This window comes from Paenibacillus sp. AGC31, from assembly GCF_057334655.1.
Window position 1 is genome coordinate 148,876 of record NZ_JBHFJH010000034.1, and the last position, 18,055, is coordinate 166,930.

At 47.4% G+C, this 18,055-nt stretch carries 18 protein-coding genes; 14 read left to right on the plus strand and 4 right to left on the minus strand.

Translation table 11 applies throughout. The features are described from left to right. The first annotated feature begins 233 nt into the window (after window positions 1-233). Window positions 234-1,553 (plus strand): TrkH family potassium uptake protein, encoded by a 1,320-nt coding sequence (locus ACE04G_RS22310; RefSeq protein WP_405132472.1) that lies wholly within the window; start codon window positions 234-236, stop codon window positions 1,551-1,553. 54 nt (window positions 1,554-1,607) lie between these two features. Further along, window positions 1,608-2,279 (plus strand): potassium channel family protein, encoded by a 672-nt coding sequence (locus ACE04G_RS22315; protein WP_017692455.1) that lies wholly within the window; start codon window positions 1,608-1,610, stop codon window positions 2,277-2,279. A 61-nt stretch (window positions 2,280-2,340) separates the two neighbouring features. On the opposite strand, the gene ACE04G_RS22320 is transcribed toward ACE04G_RS22315, so the two are convergent. Then, window positions 2,341-3,264, minus strand: coding sequence for a LysR family transcriptional regulator (locus ACE04G_RS22320; RefSeq protein WP_221821003.1), 924 nt, complete (start codon window positions 3,262-3,264; stop codon window positions 2,341-2,343). Between the two features lie 295 nt (window positions 3,265-3,559). Between ACE04G_RS22320 and ACE04G_RS22325 the strand changes: the two genes are divergently transcribed. From ACE04G_RS22325 to ACE04G_RS22355, 7 genes are all read left to right on the plus strand, one after another. Then, window positions 3,560-4,228 (plus strand): succinate dehydrogenase cytochrome b558 subunit, encoded by a 669-nt coding sequence (locus tag ACE04G_RS22325; RefSeq protein WP_036605792.1) that lies wholly within the window; start codon window positions 3,560-3,562, stop codon window positions 4,226-4,228. A 43-nt stretch (window positions 4,229-4,271) separates the two neighbouring features. Continuing rightward, a complete protein-coding gene (gene sdhA / locus ACE04G_RS22330) occupies window positions 4,272-6,014 on the plus strand; it encodes a succinate dehydrogenase flavoprotein subunit (RefSeq protein WP_221821002.1) in 1,743 nt (580 codons plus the stop codon). 61 nt (window positions 6,015-6,075) lie between these two features. Next, complete coding sequence (locus ACE04G_RS22335) at window positions 6,076-6,327, plus strand: hypothetical protein (RefSeq protein ID WP_449004107.1); 252 nt, start codon at window positions 6,076-6,078, stop codon at window positions 6,325-6,327. 138 nt (window positions 6,328-6,465) lie between these two features. Then, complete coding sequence (gene sdhB, locus ACE04G_RS22340) at window positions 6,466-7,230, plus strand: succinate dehydrogenase iron-sulfur subunit (RefSeq protein WP_036605794.1); 765 nt, start codon at window positions 6,466-6,468, stop codon at window positions 7,228-7,230. A gap of 175 nt (window positions 7,231-7,405) precedes the next feature. Beyond that, window positions 7,406-8,380, plus strand: coding sequence for a metallophosphoesterase (locus ACE04G_RS22345; protein ID WP_449004106.1), 975 nt, complete (start codon window positions 7,406-7,408; stop codon window positions 8,378-8,380). Between the two features lie 57 nt (window positions 8,381-8,437). Further along, window positions 8,438-9,169, plus strand: a complete 732-nt coding sequence (locus ACE04G_RS22350) for a metallophosphoesterase family protein (RefSeq protein WP_449004105.1) — start codon at window positions 8,438-8,440, stop codon at window positions 9,167-9,169. A 168-nt stretch (window positions 9,170-9,337) separates the two neighbouring features. Beyond that, window positions 9,338-9,970 carry a GNAT family N-acetyltransferase gene (locus tag ACE04G_RS22355; RefSeq protein ID WP_449004104.1) on the plus strand — a complete coding sequence of 211 codons (633 nt, stop codon included), beginning with the start codon at window positions 9,338-9,340 and terminating at the stop codon, window positions 9,968-9,970. Window positions 9,971-10,385: 415 nt separating this feature from the next. Here ACE04G_RS22355 and ACE04G_RS22360 read toward each other — a convergent pair whose 3' ends face one another. Further along, window positions 10,386-11,195, minus strand: coding sequence for a histidinol-phosphatase (locus ACE04G_RS22360; protein ID WP_449004103.1), 810 nt, complete (start codon window positions 11,193-11,195; stop codon window positions 10,386-10,388). Window positions 11,196-11,225: 30 nt separating this feature from the next. Next, complete coding sequence (locus ACE04G_RS22365) at window positions 11,226-12,128, minus strand: LysR family transcriptional regulator (protein WP_036605798.1); 903 nt, start codon at window positions 12,126-12,128, stop codon at window positions 11,226-11,228. Window positions 12,129-12,585: 457 nt separating this feature from the next. On the opposite strand from ACE04G_RS22365, the gene ACE04G_RS22370 reads away from it, so the two are divergent. The 5 genes from ACE04G_RS22370 (at window position 12,586) to ACE04G_RS22390 (ending at window position 17,642) form a co-directional block, all read left to right on the plus strand. Further along, complete coding sequence (locus tag ACE04G_RS22370; protein WP_036605799.1) at window positions 12,586-13,044, plus strand: chemotaxis protein CheX; 459 nt, start codon at window positions 12,586-12,588, stop codon at window positions 13,042-13,044. A 56-nt stretch (window positions 13,045-13,100) separates the two neighbouring features. Further along, window positions 13,101-13,874, plus strand: a complete 774-nt coding sequence (locus ACE04G_RS22375; RefSeq protein WP_449004102.1) for an SDR family NAD(P)-dependent oxidoreductase — start codon at window positions 13,101-13,103, stop codon at window positions 13,872-13,874. A 394-nt stretch (window positions 13,875-14,268) separates the two neighbouring features. Continuing rightward, window positions 14,269-15,642, plus strand: coding sequence for a DEAD/DEAH box helicase (locus ACE04G_RS22380; protein ID WP_076211121.1), 1,374 nt, complete (start codon window positions 14,269-14,271; stop codon window positions 15,640-15,642). A 27-nt stretch (window positions 15,643-15,669) separates the two neighbouring features. Then, window positions 15,670-16,422, plus strand: a complete 753-nt coding sequence (locus tag ACE04G_RS22385) for an ABC transporter ATP-binding protein (RefSeq protein WP_036605802.1) — start codon at window positions 15,670-15,672, stop codon at window positions 16,420-16,422. A gap of 2 nt (window positions 16,423-16,424) precedes the next feature. Then, entirely contained in the window at window positions 16,425-17,642 is a 1,218-nt protein-coding gene (locus tag ACE04G_RS22390) for an ABC transporter permease (protein WP_449004101.1), read from the plus strand. Window positions 17,643-17,811: 169 nt separating this feature from the next. Here ACE04G_RS22390 and ACE04G_RS22395 read toward each other — a convergent pair whose 3' ends face one another. Next, the gene (locus ACE04G_RS22395) at window positions 17,812-17,937 is read right to left on the minus strand and encodes a YjcZ family sporulation protein (RefSeq protein ID WP_206759599.1); all 126 of its coding nucleotides are present in this window, start codon (window positions 17,935-17,937) and stop codon (window positions 17,812-17,814) included. Window positions 17,938-18,055 lie beyond the last annotated feature (118 nt).

Consider the following 18,055-nt stretch of genomic DNA (forward strand, 5'->3'; position numbering starts at 1 on the left):
ACGTCGCAGCGCTTATAATTTTGAAGCAAATGTGCAATGATTCGCATGTCTTTCGCCCAACAAGGGAACGAATAGAATATATTCCAACTTCATTATATATGTCGTATTAATCTGAATCATACTTGTTTAACGTTTGGCAACAGCATTTCAAATGAAGAAGGCTCCACGGGTGTGGAGTTATTTTCATTTTAGAAGAGGTGGAAGATACTCAAGTGAAACTGAATGTTCAATGGATGCGATTATCGCCACCCCGTATTCTTGTGTTAGGATTTGCTGGCATCATATTGGTAGGTACACTATTGTTAATGCTTCCGGCATCCAACCGTAACGGTGACAGTCTTGCATTTATTGATGCGCTCTTTACAGCAACTTCGGCTGTTTGTGTCACCGGTTTGGTAGTGGTGGATACAGGGACTCATTTCTCGATGCTGGGTCAGGTTGTGATTGCGATTCTGATTCAGATTGGTGGACTGGGCTTCATGACAATGTCCACATTGGTTGCCATTGCGTTCAAACGGCGGATTTCGCTTAGAGAACGGTTGATTCTACAGGAAGCGATGAATCAGAGCACGATGGAGGGCATCGTCCGGCTGATTCGGAAAGTTGTGATCTACTCACTCATTATTGAAGGCATATGTGGCACACTGTTTGCCATCCGCTGGTCGTTCGACATGCCGGTCGGACAGGCGATCTATTATGGCTATTGGCATGCGATCTCCATGTTCAACAATGCGGGCTTTGATATGTTTGGCGATTTCCGCAGTCTGACCGGTTATGTGTATGACCCGTTGGTTAATTTTACAGCAATGTTCCTCATTGTCTCTGGCGGTATCGGTTTTGTGGTGTTGTCAGACCTGGTAGATTACCGCAAAACGCGAAAGCTGTCTCTGCACTCCAAAGTTGTACTGTTAACAACTGGATTGTTGATTGTGTTTGGTGCACTTGTCATTTTCGTATTTGAATTCAGCAATCCACGGACATTGGGTGGCCTGAACTGGGGTGGCAAAATTCTCGGTTCATTCTTCCAATCCATTACGCCGCGAACAGCAGGAGCCAATACGGTAGATATTGCGGGGCTGAGACAGGCAACACAGTTCTTTATGATCATTCTGATGTTCATTGGTGCTTCGCCGGGTTCTACCGGAGGCGGGATCAAAACAACGACATTTATGATTATGGCTGGAGCGGTCATCGCCATGATGCGTGGACGTGAAGATATCGTGTTTTTCCGCTATCGGCTCGTACAGGAACGGATTTTCAAGGCGCTTACCATTACATTGCTGGCGCTTTTGTTCATCATAGCTGTAACGATGGCACTGAGTACCACAGAAGACGCCAGTTTTATGATGATCTTATTTGAAACGACATCAGCTTTTGGTACTGTCGGATTATCGCTCGGACTGACGCTGAAGCTGACTACTTTGGGCAAACTTCTGATCTGTTTTACGATGTTTGCAGGAAGGCTTGGACCGATCACATTAGCGTATGCACTTGGGCAGAAAAAGGGTAAAGAGTTATACAGGTATCCGGAAGGCAAAATGATTATTGGATAAATCTATTATTAGTGAGTTATGAAATTGATCTGGATAAGGGGTTCGTGAAGAACAATGAAAACACAGCAGTTTGCGGTGATTGGGCTTGGGCGGTTTGGCTCCAGTCTGGCGCAGGAATTAATGGAACTCGGCTACGAGGTGCTCGGGATCGATAAAAATGAAGAAGTCGTCGAAGACATAAGTGAACTGGTCACCCATGCCGTTGTAGCTGATGCCACAGATGAGGAAGTGCTGCGCTCCCTGGGTATTCGAAATTTCGACTGTTGCATCGTAGCCATCGGGGATGATATTCAGACGAGCATTCTCACTGCCATCCTGCTGAAAGAGCTGGGTGTCAAGACGGTCGTTGCCAAGGCGATCTCCGTTCTTCACGGACGGGCACTCGACAAGCTGGGCATCGATCGTGTCGTTTATCCTGAGCGGGATATGGGCATTCGGGTTGCCCACCAGCTGGTTACCCCGAACTTGCTGGATTACATTGAATTATCCAATGATTACAGTATTGTTGAGATGAAGGTTCCCGCCTGTCTGCACAACAAAACCCTTTCAACCCTGAATGCACGCGTACGTTTTGGTTGCAGCATTGTGGCGTTACAGAAAGAAGCCGGGGTCATTATCGCTCCGACGGCATTGGACTCGCTTCAAATGGGGGATATCATGGTCATCATTGGTAATAATGCAGATATCGACCGATTTGAAGAAGAGGTTATCAGCCAGGAGAGCTGATAATTATCATAAGTTAAAATGGAAGAGCCAGGCGTTAGAGCCTGGCTGATTCAGATCAAAGCTAAGGCGTCGTAGTCCTCCGTGAGGGCAATGGCGCCTTAGCTGTAAAGAGTGCAGCCGTCTCCTTGACCCATTGTCTGGAGGTCTCGCTGAGGTCCTCTTTTTCCCCATATATCATGCAAGTTGTTCTGCGGGTCTGCTGTAATTGAGGCAAATGAACAGAAACCAGATCATTGTCCGCGAGCAATTGTGGACGAAGATATGACTTGGGCAATAGAGCAGCTGCTTTGGCGGAAGGCAGAAGTCGGATGATCGCTTCAAAGGAATCAATCTCCATGCGAATATCCGGCATCACGGCACAGCGCTGGAAGAGATCGTCCGTTAATTTGCGGTACCAGGTACCTTTGGAGAACGTGATCATCGGCAGATCCTGCAAATGCTCCATCCCGGCTTCCTTGCCGGATAAGGGGTGCGTGAGCGGTACAACCAGCTCCAGATGATCATCAAATAGCGGTACGCAGTTCAGCCCCACTTCGCTGATGGAGGAGGCGACAATGCCCACATCGGCTTTTTTGTCACGCACAAACGAGACAATCTCATGTGTTTTACCCGTCAACAGTTTCAGTTCGGCATTTGGATGTTTCTCCATAAAGGCATTGACGAGAGGTGGTAACGTAGTTTGAAGCGTCGTCAGACTGGCTCCGAGTGTAATGGCGCTCTGTTCTTCGTCTTTATACTGGGCCAGCATGGTGAGGAACTTCTGTTGCTGCTGCTTCTGTTCTACAGCGTAGGTATAGGTGAACTGGCCCACACTCGTTAACTCCAGCCGTTTGCCACGGCGGTGGAACAGTGCAACCCCGAGTTCATCCTCCAATTTGGCAATTTTACGTGAGAGTGCGGGTTGGGACAAGTTCAGTAACTTGGATGCACGGTTCAGGCTGGACTGCTCCACGACCGCTGCAAATGCATTTAACTCCTCAAACATGAACAATAACCTCTTTTCCATGAATGTGATTCTTGCCCTTGTTTAATCGTTTTCCATGTTGTATGGCCTGTAAACCCAATGTTTCACTGCTTATACCTATAGGTTATAACATTTAATAATTATATTGCAATTCCATTATAAGAAAAAAAGGAGTAACATGAACCGTGACACAAGTTGTTCACACCTGGGGAAAACGGAACAATTTGTCGAACCTTTTCAGGGAAAAGGATTCGTGTCATGATAAGTGAAATCATTTATGAAAACGTTGTATTTAGCGAAAGGGGATCGACATTTTATGAAAGGGTTTTACTCCAGAAAGCTGCACTCCTTGCTTGGCGTCATTCCGCTCAGTCTGTTTTTTGTTGAGCATTTGGTGACGAACTTCACGGCAGTTGAAGGCGGCAAAGAAGCTTTTTACGGTGCCGTTGCATTTCTGAACGGTTTGCCTCTTGTTATTGTAATTGAGGCATTACTTATCTGGCTGCCGTTGTTCTATCACGGTGTTTATGGTCTTTACATTGCCTATCAGGCCAAGCCTAACGTTGGGCGTTACGGTAATGAGCGCAACTGGCGCTACACGTTACAGAGGGTAAGCGGTATTATTACGTTTGTATTTGTCATCTGGCACGTATGGGAGACGCGAGTACAGATTGCGCTGGGTAATGTATCCCATGAAGAGATTGGCGGCGTTATACATGATGCGGTAACGAATCCGATAACCTTTGCGATATATATGATCAGTGTGGTTGCGGCGTCATATCACTTTGCCAATGGTCTGTGGTCGTTCCTCGTTAGCTGGGGAATCACAGTTGGTCCGCGTGCGCAGCGTGTATCCTCTTACGTATGTATGAGCTTGTTCGCTATTGTTTCCATCATGTTTATTGCTTCACTATTTGCTTTCCGGAGCATTGATTTCCAGACAGCTACTTCGATGATTGACGCAGTAAAAACAGTTCTAATTTAAGCATTTAGCGTATAAATGCTGACTTATAAGGGAGTGAACAGCAATGGCATCAACGAATGTAATTATTGTGGGCGGCGGTCTCGCAGGCTTGATGGCGGCGATCAAATCGGCTGAAGCCGGAGTCCATGTTCATTTATTTTCACTGGTTCCTGTTAAACGATCCCACTCTGTATGCGCACAAGGCGGCATTAACGGAGCGGTAAATACTAAGGGTGAGGGTGACTCCCCATGGGTACACTTTGACGATACGGTATACGGCGGTGACTTCCTTGCGAACCAACCTCCTGTTAAAGCGATGTGCGAAGCAGCACCTGGCATCATTCACTTGATGGACCGTATGGGCGTAATGTTCAACCGAACACCAGAAGGTTTGCTTGATTTCCGTCGTTTCGGGGGAACGAAGCATCACCGTACGGCGTTTGCCGGAGCGACAACAGGACAACAATTGCTCTATGCATTAGACGAGCAGGTACGTCGCTGGGAAGCAGCCGGACTGGTTACGAAATATGAGAACTGGGAGTTCCTGCAGGCGGTTTTGGATGATGAAGGCGTATGTCGCGGGATCGTGGCTCAGGATCTGAAAACGATGAAGGTACAGACCTTCCCGGCAGAAGCGGTTATTCTGGCGAGTGGTGGTCCGGGTATCATCTTCGGTAAAACGACCAACTCTGTAATTAACACAGGTACAGCGGCAAGTGCGGTGTATCAGCAAGGTGTAAACTACGCCAACGGGGAGTTCATTCAGATTCACCCAACAGCCATTCCAGGGGATGACAAGCTACGTCTCATGTCTGAATCCGCGCGTGGTGAAGGTGGACGGATCTGGACGTACAAAGACGGCAAACCTTGGTACTTCCTTGAAGAAAAATATCCATCCTACGGTAACCTGGTTCCACGTGATATCGCGACTCGTGAAATCTTCAGTGTCTGCGTAGACATGGGTCTGGGTGTGAACGGTGAGAACATGGTTTATCTCGATCTGTCGCACAAAGATCCGAAGGAACTGGATGTAAAACTCGGCGGAATCATTGAGATCTATGAGAAGTTCATGGGTGATGACCCGCGTAAAATCCCAATGAAAATTTTCCCGGCAGTCCACTATTCCATGGGCGGTATGTGGGTAGATTACAACCAAATGACTAACATTCCGGGGCTGTTCGCAGCTGGTGAATGTGAATATCAATACCATGGTGCGAACCGTCTGGGTGCAAACTCACTGGTATCTGCGATCTATGGTGGTATGGTGGCAGGACCAAAAGCGGCTGAATATATCAAAGGACTCAAAAAATCGTCCGCCGATATCCCTTCTTCCGTATTCGAGAAACACACCAAACAACAAAGCGACAAATACGAAGGCATCTTGAAAATGCAGGGCACGGAAAATGCCTATGTCATTCATAAAGAGCTTGGCGAGTGGATGACAGCCAACATGACGGTTGTACGCTACAACGACAAGCTTGAAGCCACGATTGGCAAGATCAAGGAATTGAAAGAGCGTTATGGCAAAATCAACATGTATGACAGCTCCGGTTGGAATAACCCGAGCGCAGCATTCACTCGCCAATTGTGGAACATGATTGAATTGGCAGAAGCAATGACTCTCGGCGCACTGCTGCGTAATGAAAGCCGCGGCGCGCATTACAAACCGGAATTCACGGAACGTAATGACGAAGAGTTCCTGAAAACGACAATTGCGAGCTGGTCGAAGGAAGGCCCGAAAATCTCGTACGAGGAAGTAGACGTATCTCTGATCCCACCACGTATCCGGGATTACTCCAAGGATTAAGAAGTATCACACTATTCATGCAATGAATAGTTAAACACCTGAACGGAGAGGCAGGAGAACTTTGGAGAAGCAGAGCTACTTCAAAGTTACTGCCATCAACGTGAGGGAAATGCCCAGAAGAAGCAAGCGCTTAGCGATGCTTCAGAACTTCAATACTGCCATCCACAATGAATTGGAGAGCAGTTTCCAGCAAAGTGACCCAGTGCACGACGTAGCGGAGGAAGCGGAAATGCCCAGAAGAAGCGAAGCTGAAAGCTTTCTGAAAGAAAGCTACTTCGAAAGCATACTCTTCGCCTTTATCACCGGATTTTAACCCTGTGAAGGGTTGATCAAAAAAATCCGGGGATAACAGCGATCAGAGGGGCATTCCGCTGACGAAGCGTCTCCCGTGCACCAAACCATTTTGCGCATCAGCAATACAATCATCGTCACCAGAGGAGGGGACAACGATATGGCGGAACAAGCTACAGCCAACAAAACCGTCAAGTTTATCATCACCCGTCAGGATAGCCCGGAGTCATCTTCGTACAACGAAGAATTTGAGCTTCCGTACCGTCCCAACATGAATGTGATCAGCGCCCTGATGGAGATTCAGCGGAACCCCGTCAATACAGATGGCAAATCCATTGCTCCCGTGTGCTGGGATTCCAACTGTCTCGAAGAAGTCTGCGGTGCCTGCTCTATGGTCATCAACGGCAAGCCACGTCAAGCATGTGCAGCCTTGATCGACAAGCTCGAACAGCCCGTTCGTATCGAACCAATGAAGACATTCCCGGTGGTTCGTGACTTGGTCATCGACCGTAGCCGGATGTTTAGCGCCCTGAAACGCGTAAAAGCATGGATTCCGATCGATGGTACCTATGACCTTGGTCCAGGTCCACGGATGCCTGAGAAGAAGCGTCAGTGGGCATACGAGCTGTCCAAATGCATGACATGTGGTGTATGTCTGGAAGCATGTCCGAACGTCAATGAGAAAACAGACTTTATCGGTCCAGCAGCACTGTCCCAAGTGCGTCTGTTCAATGCTCACCCAACAGGAGAGATGAACGCCGACGATCGTCTGGAAGCATTGATGGAAGACGGAGGCATTGAGGGCTGTGGTAACTCACAGAACTGCGTGCAATCCTGTCCAAAAGGCATTCCACTGACAACCTCCATTGCCGAAATGAACAAACAAACGACCAAGCATATGTTCAAACGCTGGTTGGGAGTTTAATCTCGTCATAACATGTGCAGAAGTGTAATCTGCAACTTAGAAGAAGTCGTGATCCCGTGCAGCAACATGCCGGAGATCCCGGCTTCTTTTTGTGATGAAGCAGAGGAACCGGGCTATCCATGCAGAATATGGTATACTAAGGGGATGGATTAAGAGCGTAGAAGGAGGGGGAGATATGGCAGAGACACCGCGTCAGGGCAGCAACAACTCGCCGTCCCAGCGCTCGCACAAAGCACCAGGTGCAGAAGAGTCTGTGTTTCCTGGAGAAGAAAAGGATCATGATCCCTCTCGCCGAAGTTTCTTATTGCGTATGGTTTTGATGACAGCAGGTGCCAGTTTGCTCACAGGAGGTTATGCCTGGCTTTGGGAGCCGCGTCGTCTGGAAATCAAGCAAGTGGAACTGAAACTTCCGAAGTTTCCAAAGGCATTTGAAGGTTTGCGTGTAGTTCAGTTCAGTGATGCTCATCTTGGTTTTCATACTGGGGTGAAAGAGATGAAGAAGCTGGCAGCAACGATGGAGCAGCAGCAACCAGACTTGATTTGTTTTACCGGAGACATCGTCGAGAGGGAAGCAGAGCCGATGCGTGAATGTATTCCGATATTCGCCTCCATGCAAGCCAAGTATGGCAAATTTGCTGTTTTGGGGAATCATGATTATCGGGGCGGACAGCAGAATGAAGTGACAACCATGTTCCGTGAAGCTGGATTCACTTTGTTACGGAACGAACATGTGGTGATTGAACAAGGGGGCGAACGTCTGGCCATAGCTGGTCTGGATGACGCACTTACAGGCAGGCCTGATCCTGCCCAAGCCATCAAGGGATTGGATCAAGATGTGTGGAAATTGTTACTAATGCATGAACCGGATTATGCCGATATTGCCACTCCCTATGGTTTCGGATTACAACTTTCTGGTCATAGTCATGGTGGACAGGTACGTTTCCCCTGGATCGGGGCACTGACAACTCCGCGAGGTTCACACAAGTATGTTCAAGGGTTGTATTACACGGATGTTCAGGGGGTATATTACACCACCCAGACACAGATGCCTGTGTATGTGAATCGTGGTTTTGGCATGACTCAACTGCCCATTCGTTTTCTGTGCAGACCAGAATTAACGGTGTTTGAGCTTAAAGGATTAACCACATAAAAGAATATAAGATGAATGTAAAACATAAAGGATTTAACATGAATGGAGGTTATCCAGATGGAACGAATTGCGATTGTATCCGACATTCATGGCAACATGACTGCCTGGGAAGCAGTGTTAGGAGATATCCGAAGTCGTGGCGTGGAGCGAATCTTTTGTCTTGGTGACCTCGTGGGCAAGGGGCCAGAACCAGTACAGGTTGTGGATCAGGTGAGAGCAACGTGCGAACTTGTTATCCGTGGCAATTGGGATGAACTGGTTGCGGTTAACCAAGACAACGAGAACTTTACGTGGCAAGCAGAACGGTTGGGTGAGGAACGATTGGCGTACTTGGCGGGCCTACCCTTCAGTCACCAATTTCAAATGAGTGGTCGCACCATCCGTCTGGTCCATGCTTCACCTCAAAGTGTATACCATCGTGTACAGCCGTGGGACGCGATGGAAAAGAGGTTGGCAATGTTTGATCCTCCGGCTGATGAGCCTGAGCAAGGTGTTGCAGATGTTGTAGGTTATGGGGATGTGCATAACGCATACTTGCAGTATATAAACGGCAAGTTACTGTTTAATGCAGGCAGTGTTGGTAATCCACTCGATCTTCCCCAAGCTTCCTACTGTATTCTGGAGGGTGAAGACAGCAACGATAACAATACCCCGTTCAATGTTCAATTCGTGCGGGTGCCTTATGATATTGAGCGAGAAGTACAAGTTGCACAGTCGGCGAATGTTCCTGCATTGGATTTCTATATTCGTGAGATTCGTACGGGTATCTATCGTGGGCTGCAGGAGTAGTCAGCATCTGGACCCTTTAGCGTGAGAAATTGAATGATGCAATATATTAATACTAAAATGCGAATACTAAAGTTCGTGGATCAGTTCAAATGGTATTACGCCGGATCATCTTCAGAGCATGCTTGTCTTACCGGACTAGAGCCCGTTTAGGCAAAAGGAGCGATTGTCATGCTTACCCGAAAAATGCTGGTTCAAGGTCTGCCGGCTTTGTGGACAGAGCGTCTTGTCCTGCGATCATTACGTCAAAGTGATTACAGCACATTATCGGAACTCTTCTCCGATCCTCAAGTCATAAGATATGTGAATAGGGGAAGCCAGCCCACGCCAATCAGGGCGAGACGGTTATTGAACCAGATACGGAGCAGCAGCGCCAAGCTGGATTCGTTACATTATGGGATCTGCTGGAAAGGCAAGGAACAGGTGATTGGGATCACCTCATTCCAGCACTGGAATGATCAGAATGGTACTGCACAGATTGGTTACATCCTGAACAGGTCCTGTTGGGGCAGGGGTGTGGCTACCGAGGCGGTACAGCGGCTGCTGCAGTTTGGATTTGACGATCTTCATCTGGGGAGGGTGGAAGCACGTTGTTATGAGGCCAATGTATCTTCACAACGGGTGCTAAGCAAAATAGGGATGTCCTATGAGCGGAGTCTTCCCTCCTTCGGACTGCATGATGAGGATGACGAGGGATCAGAATCCCTGATGGATGTTAAAGTGTACAGTATGTACCGGGAACAATACGCCCGCCCTCTTCAGGAAAAAGACCTGCAAACCCTGGTATCTGACAAGCCGCAATGACATAGAGTAAGAGTAGCCAAACGTGAATGAATTTAACTTCAATCATTTGTTACACAATTGAAATATAGCTGCAATTGAACTCTAACAGACAGGGGGTAAACTTATCTCATGACCCCCTTTTTGATAATAGATAATGCTGTTGGGACCCGCGCGAGCGGGTTCATTTTTTTTGAATTTTTACACAGTCACTCCGATGACAGAATAACCCTTCGATCGCTGTTATCCCCAGATTTTTTGATTCCCTTTTGAAAAGGGTAAATCCGGGGATAAAGGCGACCGCTTCGCTTCTTCACGTTATTTCTGTCCTCTCCGTTATCGTGTAAAATATAATTATATTTCCTTATATAGGGCAATAAAAAGGCCCCCACGGCGTGAACAAGCGCGCTGTGGGGGTTTCTATGTGGTCCTATATTTTTTACAGTGATACAACCTGCATCTGTTTCTGCTTGAAGTATACCCAGTCGGTGAATCCGATCTCCTTGAGACGTGTACGAACGTCATCCAGCTCGTCTGCAACCCGCTGCGGTTTATGAGCGTCCGATCCGAAAGTCACCTTTACTCCGTAATGATGGGCCCGTTCCAGAATGGCATCTGAGGGATACCAGCCACCACTGATCTTGGTTTTGCCAGATGTGTTAATTTCAATCGCTACGTTGGATTCTGCAATGACCTGCAACGTTTCATCAATGGCCTGATCAGCGATAATTTCGGAGAAAGGGGGATAGTTTCCTTTCATCGCATCAATGTGTCCAAGAATCTGGAACATACCGCTGCGCGCCGATTCCCGGATTAATGAATAATAACTCTCTTTCACTTCAACTTTGCGAGCATCGCTCAGTCCTTTCCACCGGGTTTTGTTGAAGATACTCACATCCTCGGTATGATGAACTGAACCAATAATATAGTCAAAAGGATACTGTCCCAGCGTGGTACGGTACAATTCCGCATAAGCAGGGAAGTAGTCGGATTCAATGCCGAGCAGTACATCGATTTTACCAGCGTACTCTTCTTTCAAAGCAAGGACTTCTTCCACATAATGCTGCAATTCCGACTTGCCCATTGCGATCCGGGGAAATGCCTGCTCAAGCTCACTGCCAAAGTATGGCGTATGATCCGAGATACCGATGGCCTGAAGTCCTGCCTTAATACCTGCCTCTATATAATCTCGGATGTTGCCGTCTGCGTGACCACAACGAAAATGATGTGTATGAAGATCAAATTTCATATGGAATCCTTCCTTTCTCATGGCTCATTGTCATTCTGAACTGATGAATTGGGTTTCCGGCATACCTTTGAGGTCACTTATGAATTGCTGCATTGCTGAGTTAAGGTATCGACTGGACTTATAGATGACACCAACAGGGTGACTGACCTCCAGCTCACTTAAGGGTATCATTCGCAATGTACCTTGACGCAACTCATGCGCAACAGATTGTTTGGAAATGACAGCTGCCCCGAGATCAATCTCGACCATCCGTTTCACTTCTTCGCTGCTCGACAACTCCATTACAATATTAGGTTCAATATTATGTTTCTTGAAGATCGTTTCCGTAAACCGTCGGCCTACTGTATCAGGGGACAGCAGAATCAATGGTGTACTCCGGAGCACATCGACTGCAGCATGTTTTTTCTTCGCCAGCGGATGGGAAGGAGATACCACGAGTTCAAATGTGTCATAGTACAGCACAGATGTATTCAGGTTGGGATTACGCTCCGTGAGATAACCGATACCAATATCAACCAGACCATTTTCGACCTGAGTATAGATCTGTGATGAAGGAAGGGATTGGATACTGGTTTTGATCAGCGGGAATTGATCTTGGAAATAGGATAACACCCTTGGCAAGATCTGAATCGCAATGGAAGTTGTTGTGCCTAATACGATACGTCCCTGAGGCGTTTCATCGAGATCGGACAATTTTTGTTTCAACTCATCAACGATGTCGAGCATCCGTTCAGCGTGCTCCAGGAATACCTGTCCACGGTCTGTCAGGGTAACGGGTTGGTTCCGATCCACAAGAACGGTGCTGAATTCGTCCTCCAGACTTTTGATCTGGGCTGAGACGGCAGGCTGGGTCAGGTTCAGAAGTTCTCCTGCTTTGCGAAAGCTCATTGTTTTGGAAATGGTAATTAGTGTCTCCAGTTGGCTTATGTTCATAGGTGACCTCCTTGCAGGCAAAATAACTTGATTATGTAGTGTTTGGTGCGATGTAATCCCGTAACTGGTTATTGTTCCGTTATCTTAAATTATAGGTGATTCAGGACAGCAGAGCAATGAAGGTAATTCTCAGGATCAAAAGTAGTTCAAGAGACTGTGAAAAAAACGCGAATACAAGAATTTGATTTTTTTAACAGTTGTGAGAAAACAGTAATAAAGTCCTAAATCCCTTTTGCCACGCACAATGAACGAAAAGCTTTCTTCAAAAGAAGTAAAAAGCTCTGTTTATTCGCTAGAATCAGCTATAAACATTTGCCCCACGGATGACGATAAATTATAGTACACATGGTTTAACGAATTCTTAATGAATTCTTGTACGTGATAAAGTATAATAAATTTAATGAATATGGGACTTTTGGTGTGTGACCAATAACCCAGTGCGAGGGGGACATAGACAGTGAAAGCGGAAGTGATTAATCCTTTCCTGGAATCGGCACGGAACGTATTTGAACAGCTCATCCAGGTTTCGCCTTCCACCGGGAGTCTTGGCGTGAAAAATGTAGAGTACATTGCAGACCATGTCTGGATCGTGATCGGAATGACCGGACAACTTAGCGGAAACATTGTATTTGGAATCAATGAACAAGTTGCATTGAAAATTGTATCTGCGATGATGGGTGGTTTTGTCATTACAGAAATGGATGAAATGAGCAAAAGTGCGATTTCGGAACTGGGTAATATGATCAGTGGTAATGCCAGCACTATCTTGTCAAACCAGGGTGTTGTTGTCGATATTACACCTCCACAAGTAATGAAGTCCGAACATCTGACTACATTTAGTGCAACGAAAGCACTGAGCATTCCTTTGCTGATGGACGGCATTGGTGAGATGGATATTCAGGTCATGATCTCGTAGAATAGAACCATACGCCTCAAAAGGCAATATGTGTTCAATACGGGAGGACATCACGGATGCTGAAAGATCAGGTAGTGTTTATCACAGGTGCATCGAGTGGTATCGGTGCGCTGTGTGCGCAGATGCTGATAGAAGAAGGAGCCATCCCAATTCTGGCTGCCCGTTCACGGGACAGGCTGGAAGAGATTGGTGCCTCGCTGAAAGGGCAGCATGAATTACTCACACTTGATGTTACGGATAGTGAGCAGGTTCAGGCAGCAGTGGATGCGATATTGCATAAATACGGACGAATCGACATTTTGCTGAACAACGCAGGATACGGGAAATTCGCAGCGATGACAGAGATGTCTGTACAGGAATTCGATGAGATGATGGACGTTAATTACATGGGCATTGTCCGCTGCACCAAAGCAGTGCTTCCACAAATGCTGGAACGTGGCAAAGGTCAGATTGTGAACGTGGCCTCCATGGCTGGCAAAATCGGTACAGCCAAATCCGCTTCTTATACAGCTACGAAACATGCTGTACTCGGATTTAGTAATGCGCTGCGTCAAGAGCTTCGCAAGACTGGCGTGATGGTCACAACGATTAATCCAGGTCCAATTGATACACCATTTTTCCATCGGGCTGACCCGTCTGGCAATTATGTGAATAATGTACGCTGGATGATGTTGAAACCGGAAGACGTTGCGGGTCATATGATTCGGGCGATGAAAAAACGCAAGGAAGAAGTGAATCTGCCAAGACTGGCTTCTGCTGGCATATGGCTGTACCAACTATTTCCTCGTCTTGCAGATCGATTGTCGCACGGTGTAATGAATCAGAAGTAAATGTGATACGAGGCATCATACGGAATGAAAGAAAGGCTCCGCCGAGGGGCTTTTCTTTTTTTTGGCGTGTATATATACAATTCTGGAATAAGATTTGGTACACGGGCTTTTTTCGCATATAATGAAAGGTAATGTGATGACAGGCTTCGGTTTTATACAAGCAACTTATATGTTCAACTAAACTTTTTACACAATAACGGAGAGGACAGAAATAACCTGAAGAAGTGAAGCGTGCACCTTTATCCCCGGATTTTTCCTTTTGGAAAAAAGGAATCAAAGAAATCTGGGGATAACAGTGATCGGAAGGTTGTTCTGTCCTCGTAGTGTCAGTGTAATAACTCATTAGTGGAACTTATATAACATCAAAATGAATAAATTAAAAGGATGGACATACATGACGAATCAAACATTTGCTTCAATTGGCGTGGAACAGGATCTGGAGGCCGTTTTGGCGAAACATGGCATTAACGAACCTTCACCTGTACAGGCTCAGACGATCCCGGTTATTTTGGAAGGCCGTGATGTCGTATCCAAATCCCAAACGGGAACAGGAAAAACGCTGGCATATCTGCTGCCACTGTTACAATCCATCAAAATGGATATCAAAGGTACGCAGAAACTCATTATTGCACCTACGCAAGAGCTGGCGATGCAAATTGTACGTGAAGCGCAGCGTTATGCGGAAGAACGTAAGATCGGCGTATTGGGTCTAATTGGTGGCGCAGCGGCTAAACGTCAGATCGAGAAGCTGCGTGAGCATCCACAATTGGTTGTGGGTACACCGGGACGACTGAAGGAATTGATTACACTCAAAAAACTGAAAATGCACAACGTTTCCACCATTGTTATCGATGAAGCGGACCAAGTGTTCCAACTTGGCGGCGTAAGTGACGTGAACTTTGTACTCAAGAGCGCATTGCGGGACCGTCAGCTGATCTTCCTGTCAGCAACCATTGATGAGCATACAGCTGGACTCGCCAAGCGTGAGATGAAAGAGCCTGTTCAGATCGGAATTGAACCGGATCGAGCTACGGCTGCGGGCCTTGAGCATTATTATTTTGTAGAAGAAAACCGCAACAAAATTGACATGCTGCGTCGTCTGGTTAGACAGTACAATCCGGATCGGGCAATCGTATTTGTGAATGCAACCGAAGATATTGGTGAAGTTGAAGCAAAAATGAATCATCTGGGCTTGTCCGCTGCTGCGCTGTATGGGGATGCTGACAAAGTGACCCGCAGTAACGTATTGTCTGCCTTCCGTAATGGCAAACTTCAGTTGCTGATTGCCAGCGAAGTCGCTGCCAGAGGACTGGATATCGAAGGCTTGCCAATGGTCATTAACTATGACCCTGCCTTTGACTCGGAGCACTATGTTCACCGTGCAGGTCGTACAGGCCGGATGGGACGTTCGGGTATCGTTTTGTCCATTGTGGATGAAACACAGATCTTTATTATGCGTAAATTCGCACGCGAACTCGGAATCGAACTGTCAGAACGTGTACTCTTTGGCGGTAAAGTACTGGAGGCTGACCCGCGTCCGGACACGCGGCCTGAGGGACATTCGTTCTCCAGAAAACCAGGGCAATCCAGAGATCGCAAACCAGGTCAGGGCAATCGAAATGGGGGAACCCGAGCTACAATCTCCAATTCGCGTCCAGCAGGTAACAAACCAACGGGTAATACAGGCCGCACGGAGCGCGACCAGGATCGTAAAAACAAAGGAGCACCCAAGTGGAGTAAAGATAAAACGCCACGCTCCGAAGAATAGAATCTGACGAAAGGGGTGCAGGGATAGATGGAAAACGTTCAATCGCCTGTTCTGCAAATTAGCGGGTTAAGCGGAGGTTATAGTGCCAAACGGCCAGTCCTTCACGGCATCGATCTGGAAGTTGGACGTGGAGAGATGGTCGGACTAATCGGCTTAAACGGTGCTGGCAAAAGCACAACCATGAAACACATCCTCGGCTTGATGACACCTCAACAGGGCGAAGTGCGAGTGATGGGCAAGAAACGGGACGAGGATGCGCAGATCTACCAATCGGCTATGGCATTTGTACCGGAATCACCCGAACTGTATGATGAGATGACGGTGATGGAGCACCTGGAGTTTACGGCAAGAGCGTACAATGTGTCGGAGGCTGATTTCAAACAACGTACGGAGAAACTGCTGGAACTGTTCCGTATGAATGAGAAAAGTACAAGTCTGTCGACTCACCTGTCTAAGGGGATGAGGCAAAAGGTCATGATCATGTGTGCTTTTGTGGCAGGACCACCACTGTACATCATTGATGAGCCTTTCCTGGGGTTGGACCCGCTGGGAATCCGCTCCTTGCTTGATTTTATGCTTGAGATGAAAGCTTCGGGATCATCCATTCTACTCAGTTCACACATTCTGTCCACGATTGAAAATTACTGTGACCGTTTTATCGTTCTGCACCGTGGGCAGGTTATTGCTCAAGGGACGCTGAATGAACTGCGCTCCCAATTCGGGGAATCGGATGCCACGCTGGAGCACATGTTCTATTCCCTCGTACAAGGCAGGGATTGAGCATGGATCTCAAGCTGCTATGGAAGCAAAGACGCACAGGATTCTGGAACGGAATTCTTCCTTATCTGGGTTATGTGATCCAGAGCGGTGTAGCTATGGTCTTTTTATTTCTCGTCATTGCGTTCTCCGCCTGGTATACATCATTTGTCCAGAACATTCCCGCGGAATTTCCGATTCGCTGGATTGCATTGCTGCTGCTGGCACCGCTAGTGCTGTTTAGCAGTTATCGTACATATCTGCTTCCGGCAGATATTGTGTTCCTGCGACCACAGGAATACCGGATGCAGGAATATTTGAAGAACAGCTTTGCCCGGGGCATCATCTATAAAACTCTGGGCTTGCTGCTTGTGTTTGTTACACTGTGGCCGCTCTATGTCAGAGCAGATCTGAATGCACGGCCATTTGGCTGGTTCATCGTATTCCTGCTGCTGTGGAAAGGGTTGTCCAGTTATGGAGCATGGCAAGAGCTAAGAATGGTTCAGGTTGGGGCAGCAAGAGGATATCGTCTCTTGCGATGGGCTCTGGCAGTGCTGGCGGTTGGCGCCTGGTTATGGCAACCACCGCAGCGCAGCGTCTGGTTCCTGCTGTTGCTGGCTGTTGTCTACATCGTCGCCCTGCGTATACCGGTGAAACATCGTGTAGCGTGGGAACGACTGATTCAGGTAGAGCAGGGTCAGGCTGGCAGGGTTATGCGGACGCTTGGCTGGTTTGTGGATGTACCTTCATCCGGACAGAAAGTAAGTTCGCGTCGCTGGCTTAGCAAATTGGGGAGTGGTCTTCCCTGGAATGCAGGGAAAGCTTACCGTTACTTGATCACCAAAACGTTTGTTCGAACCGAAGTGTTCTCAATCGTGTTACGCCTAGTTGTACTGGGCGTGTTACTATCCTGGTGGACAGCAGGCAGCTACTTTGGTGTCGGGGTGTATCTGTTCTTCCTGTTGCTTGCAGGTGTACAGCTTGGTGCACTGCGTCGCAGTCATAGTGAATCGTTCTGGATTATGATCTATCCAATCTCGGGTGAGAGTCGTCGTTCTCAGGTGTTGGGATTCATATTCCATCTACATGCACTGGTTGCATTACTCATGTGGTTGCCTATGCTGGCTGCCGGAGCAAGCGGACTGACTGTCACAGGAGTAGCACTTATTTTGGGTATACTGGTGATTGTGATCATGCGGCGTTCGCAAGGTAACAAGTGGTTGAAGGAAGAAGAGGACGAGTAAACGATCGGACACCTGACCAACTCGGATTATTACATTGGGTTCATCAGTGAGAGGTACAAAAGATAACAAAAGAAGGGTATGCCGGGCTGTATCCCGGTATACCCTTCTTTGTGCTGTAATGGAATCATGCAATCAGATCACTTGGTTCTTGCGCAAGTGTGTATTGGTACTAACAGAGGAACGATTTAGTGATAATTACGAGCAAGATGAACAGAACGAGAATGGCACCTGTGTTAGTAAATCCTCCGTAACCGCCGCATCCATAACCGCCTCTTGTATCTTCAACTCCAGACATGGTCATTCCCCTTTCAAGTGGTTGTTTGGCACGCCCTTGCGTACATCGTATATTATGTGCCGTGGGGGTAGGCTGATTGGGCCGATGCCCGGTAAAGCCAGAAATTAAAGCTTTTGGG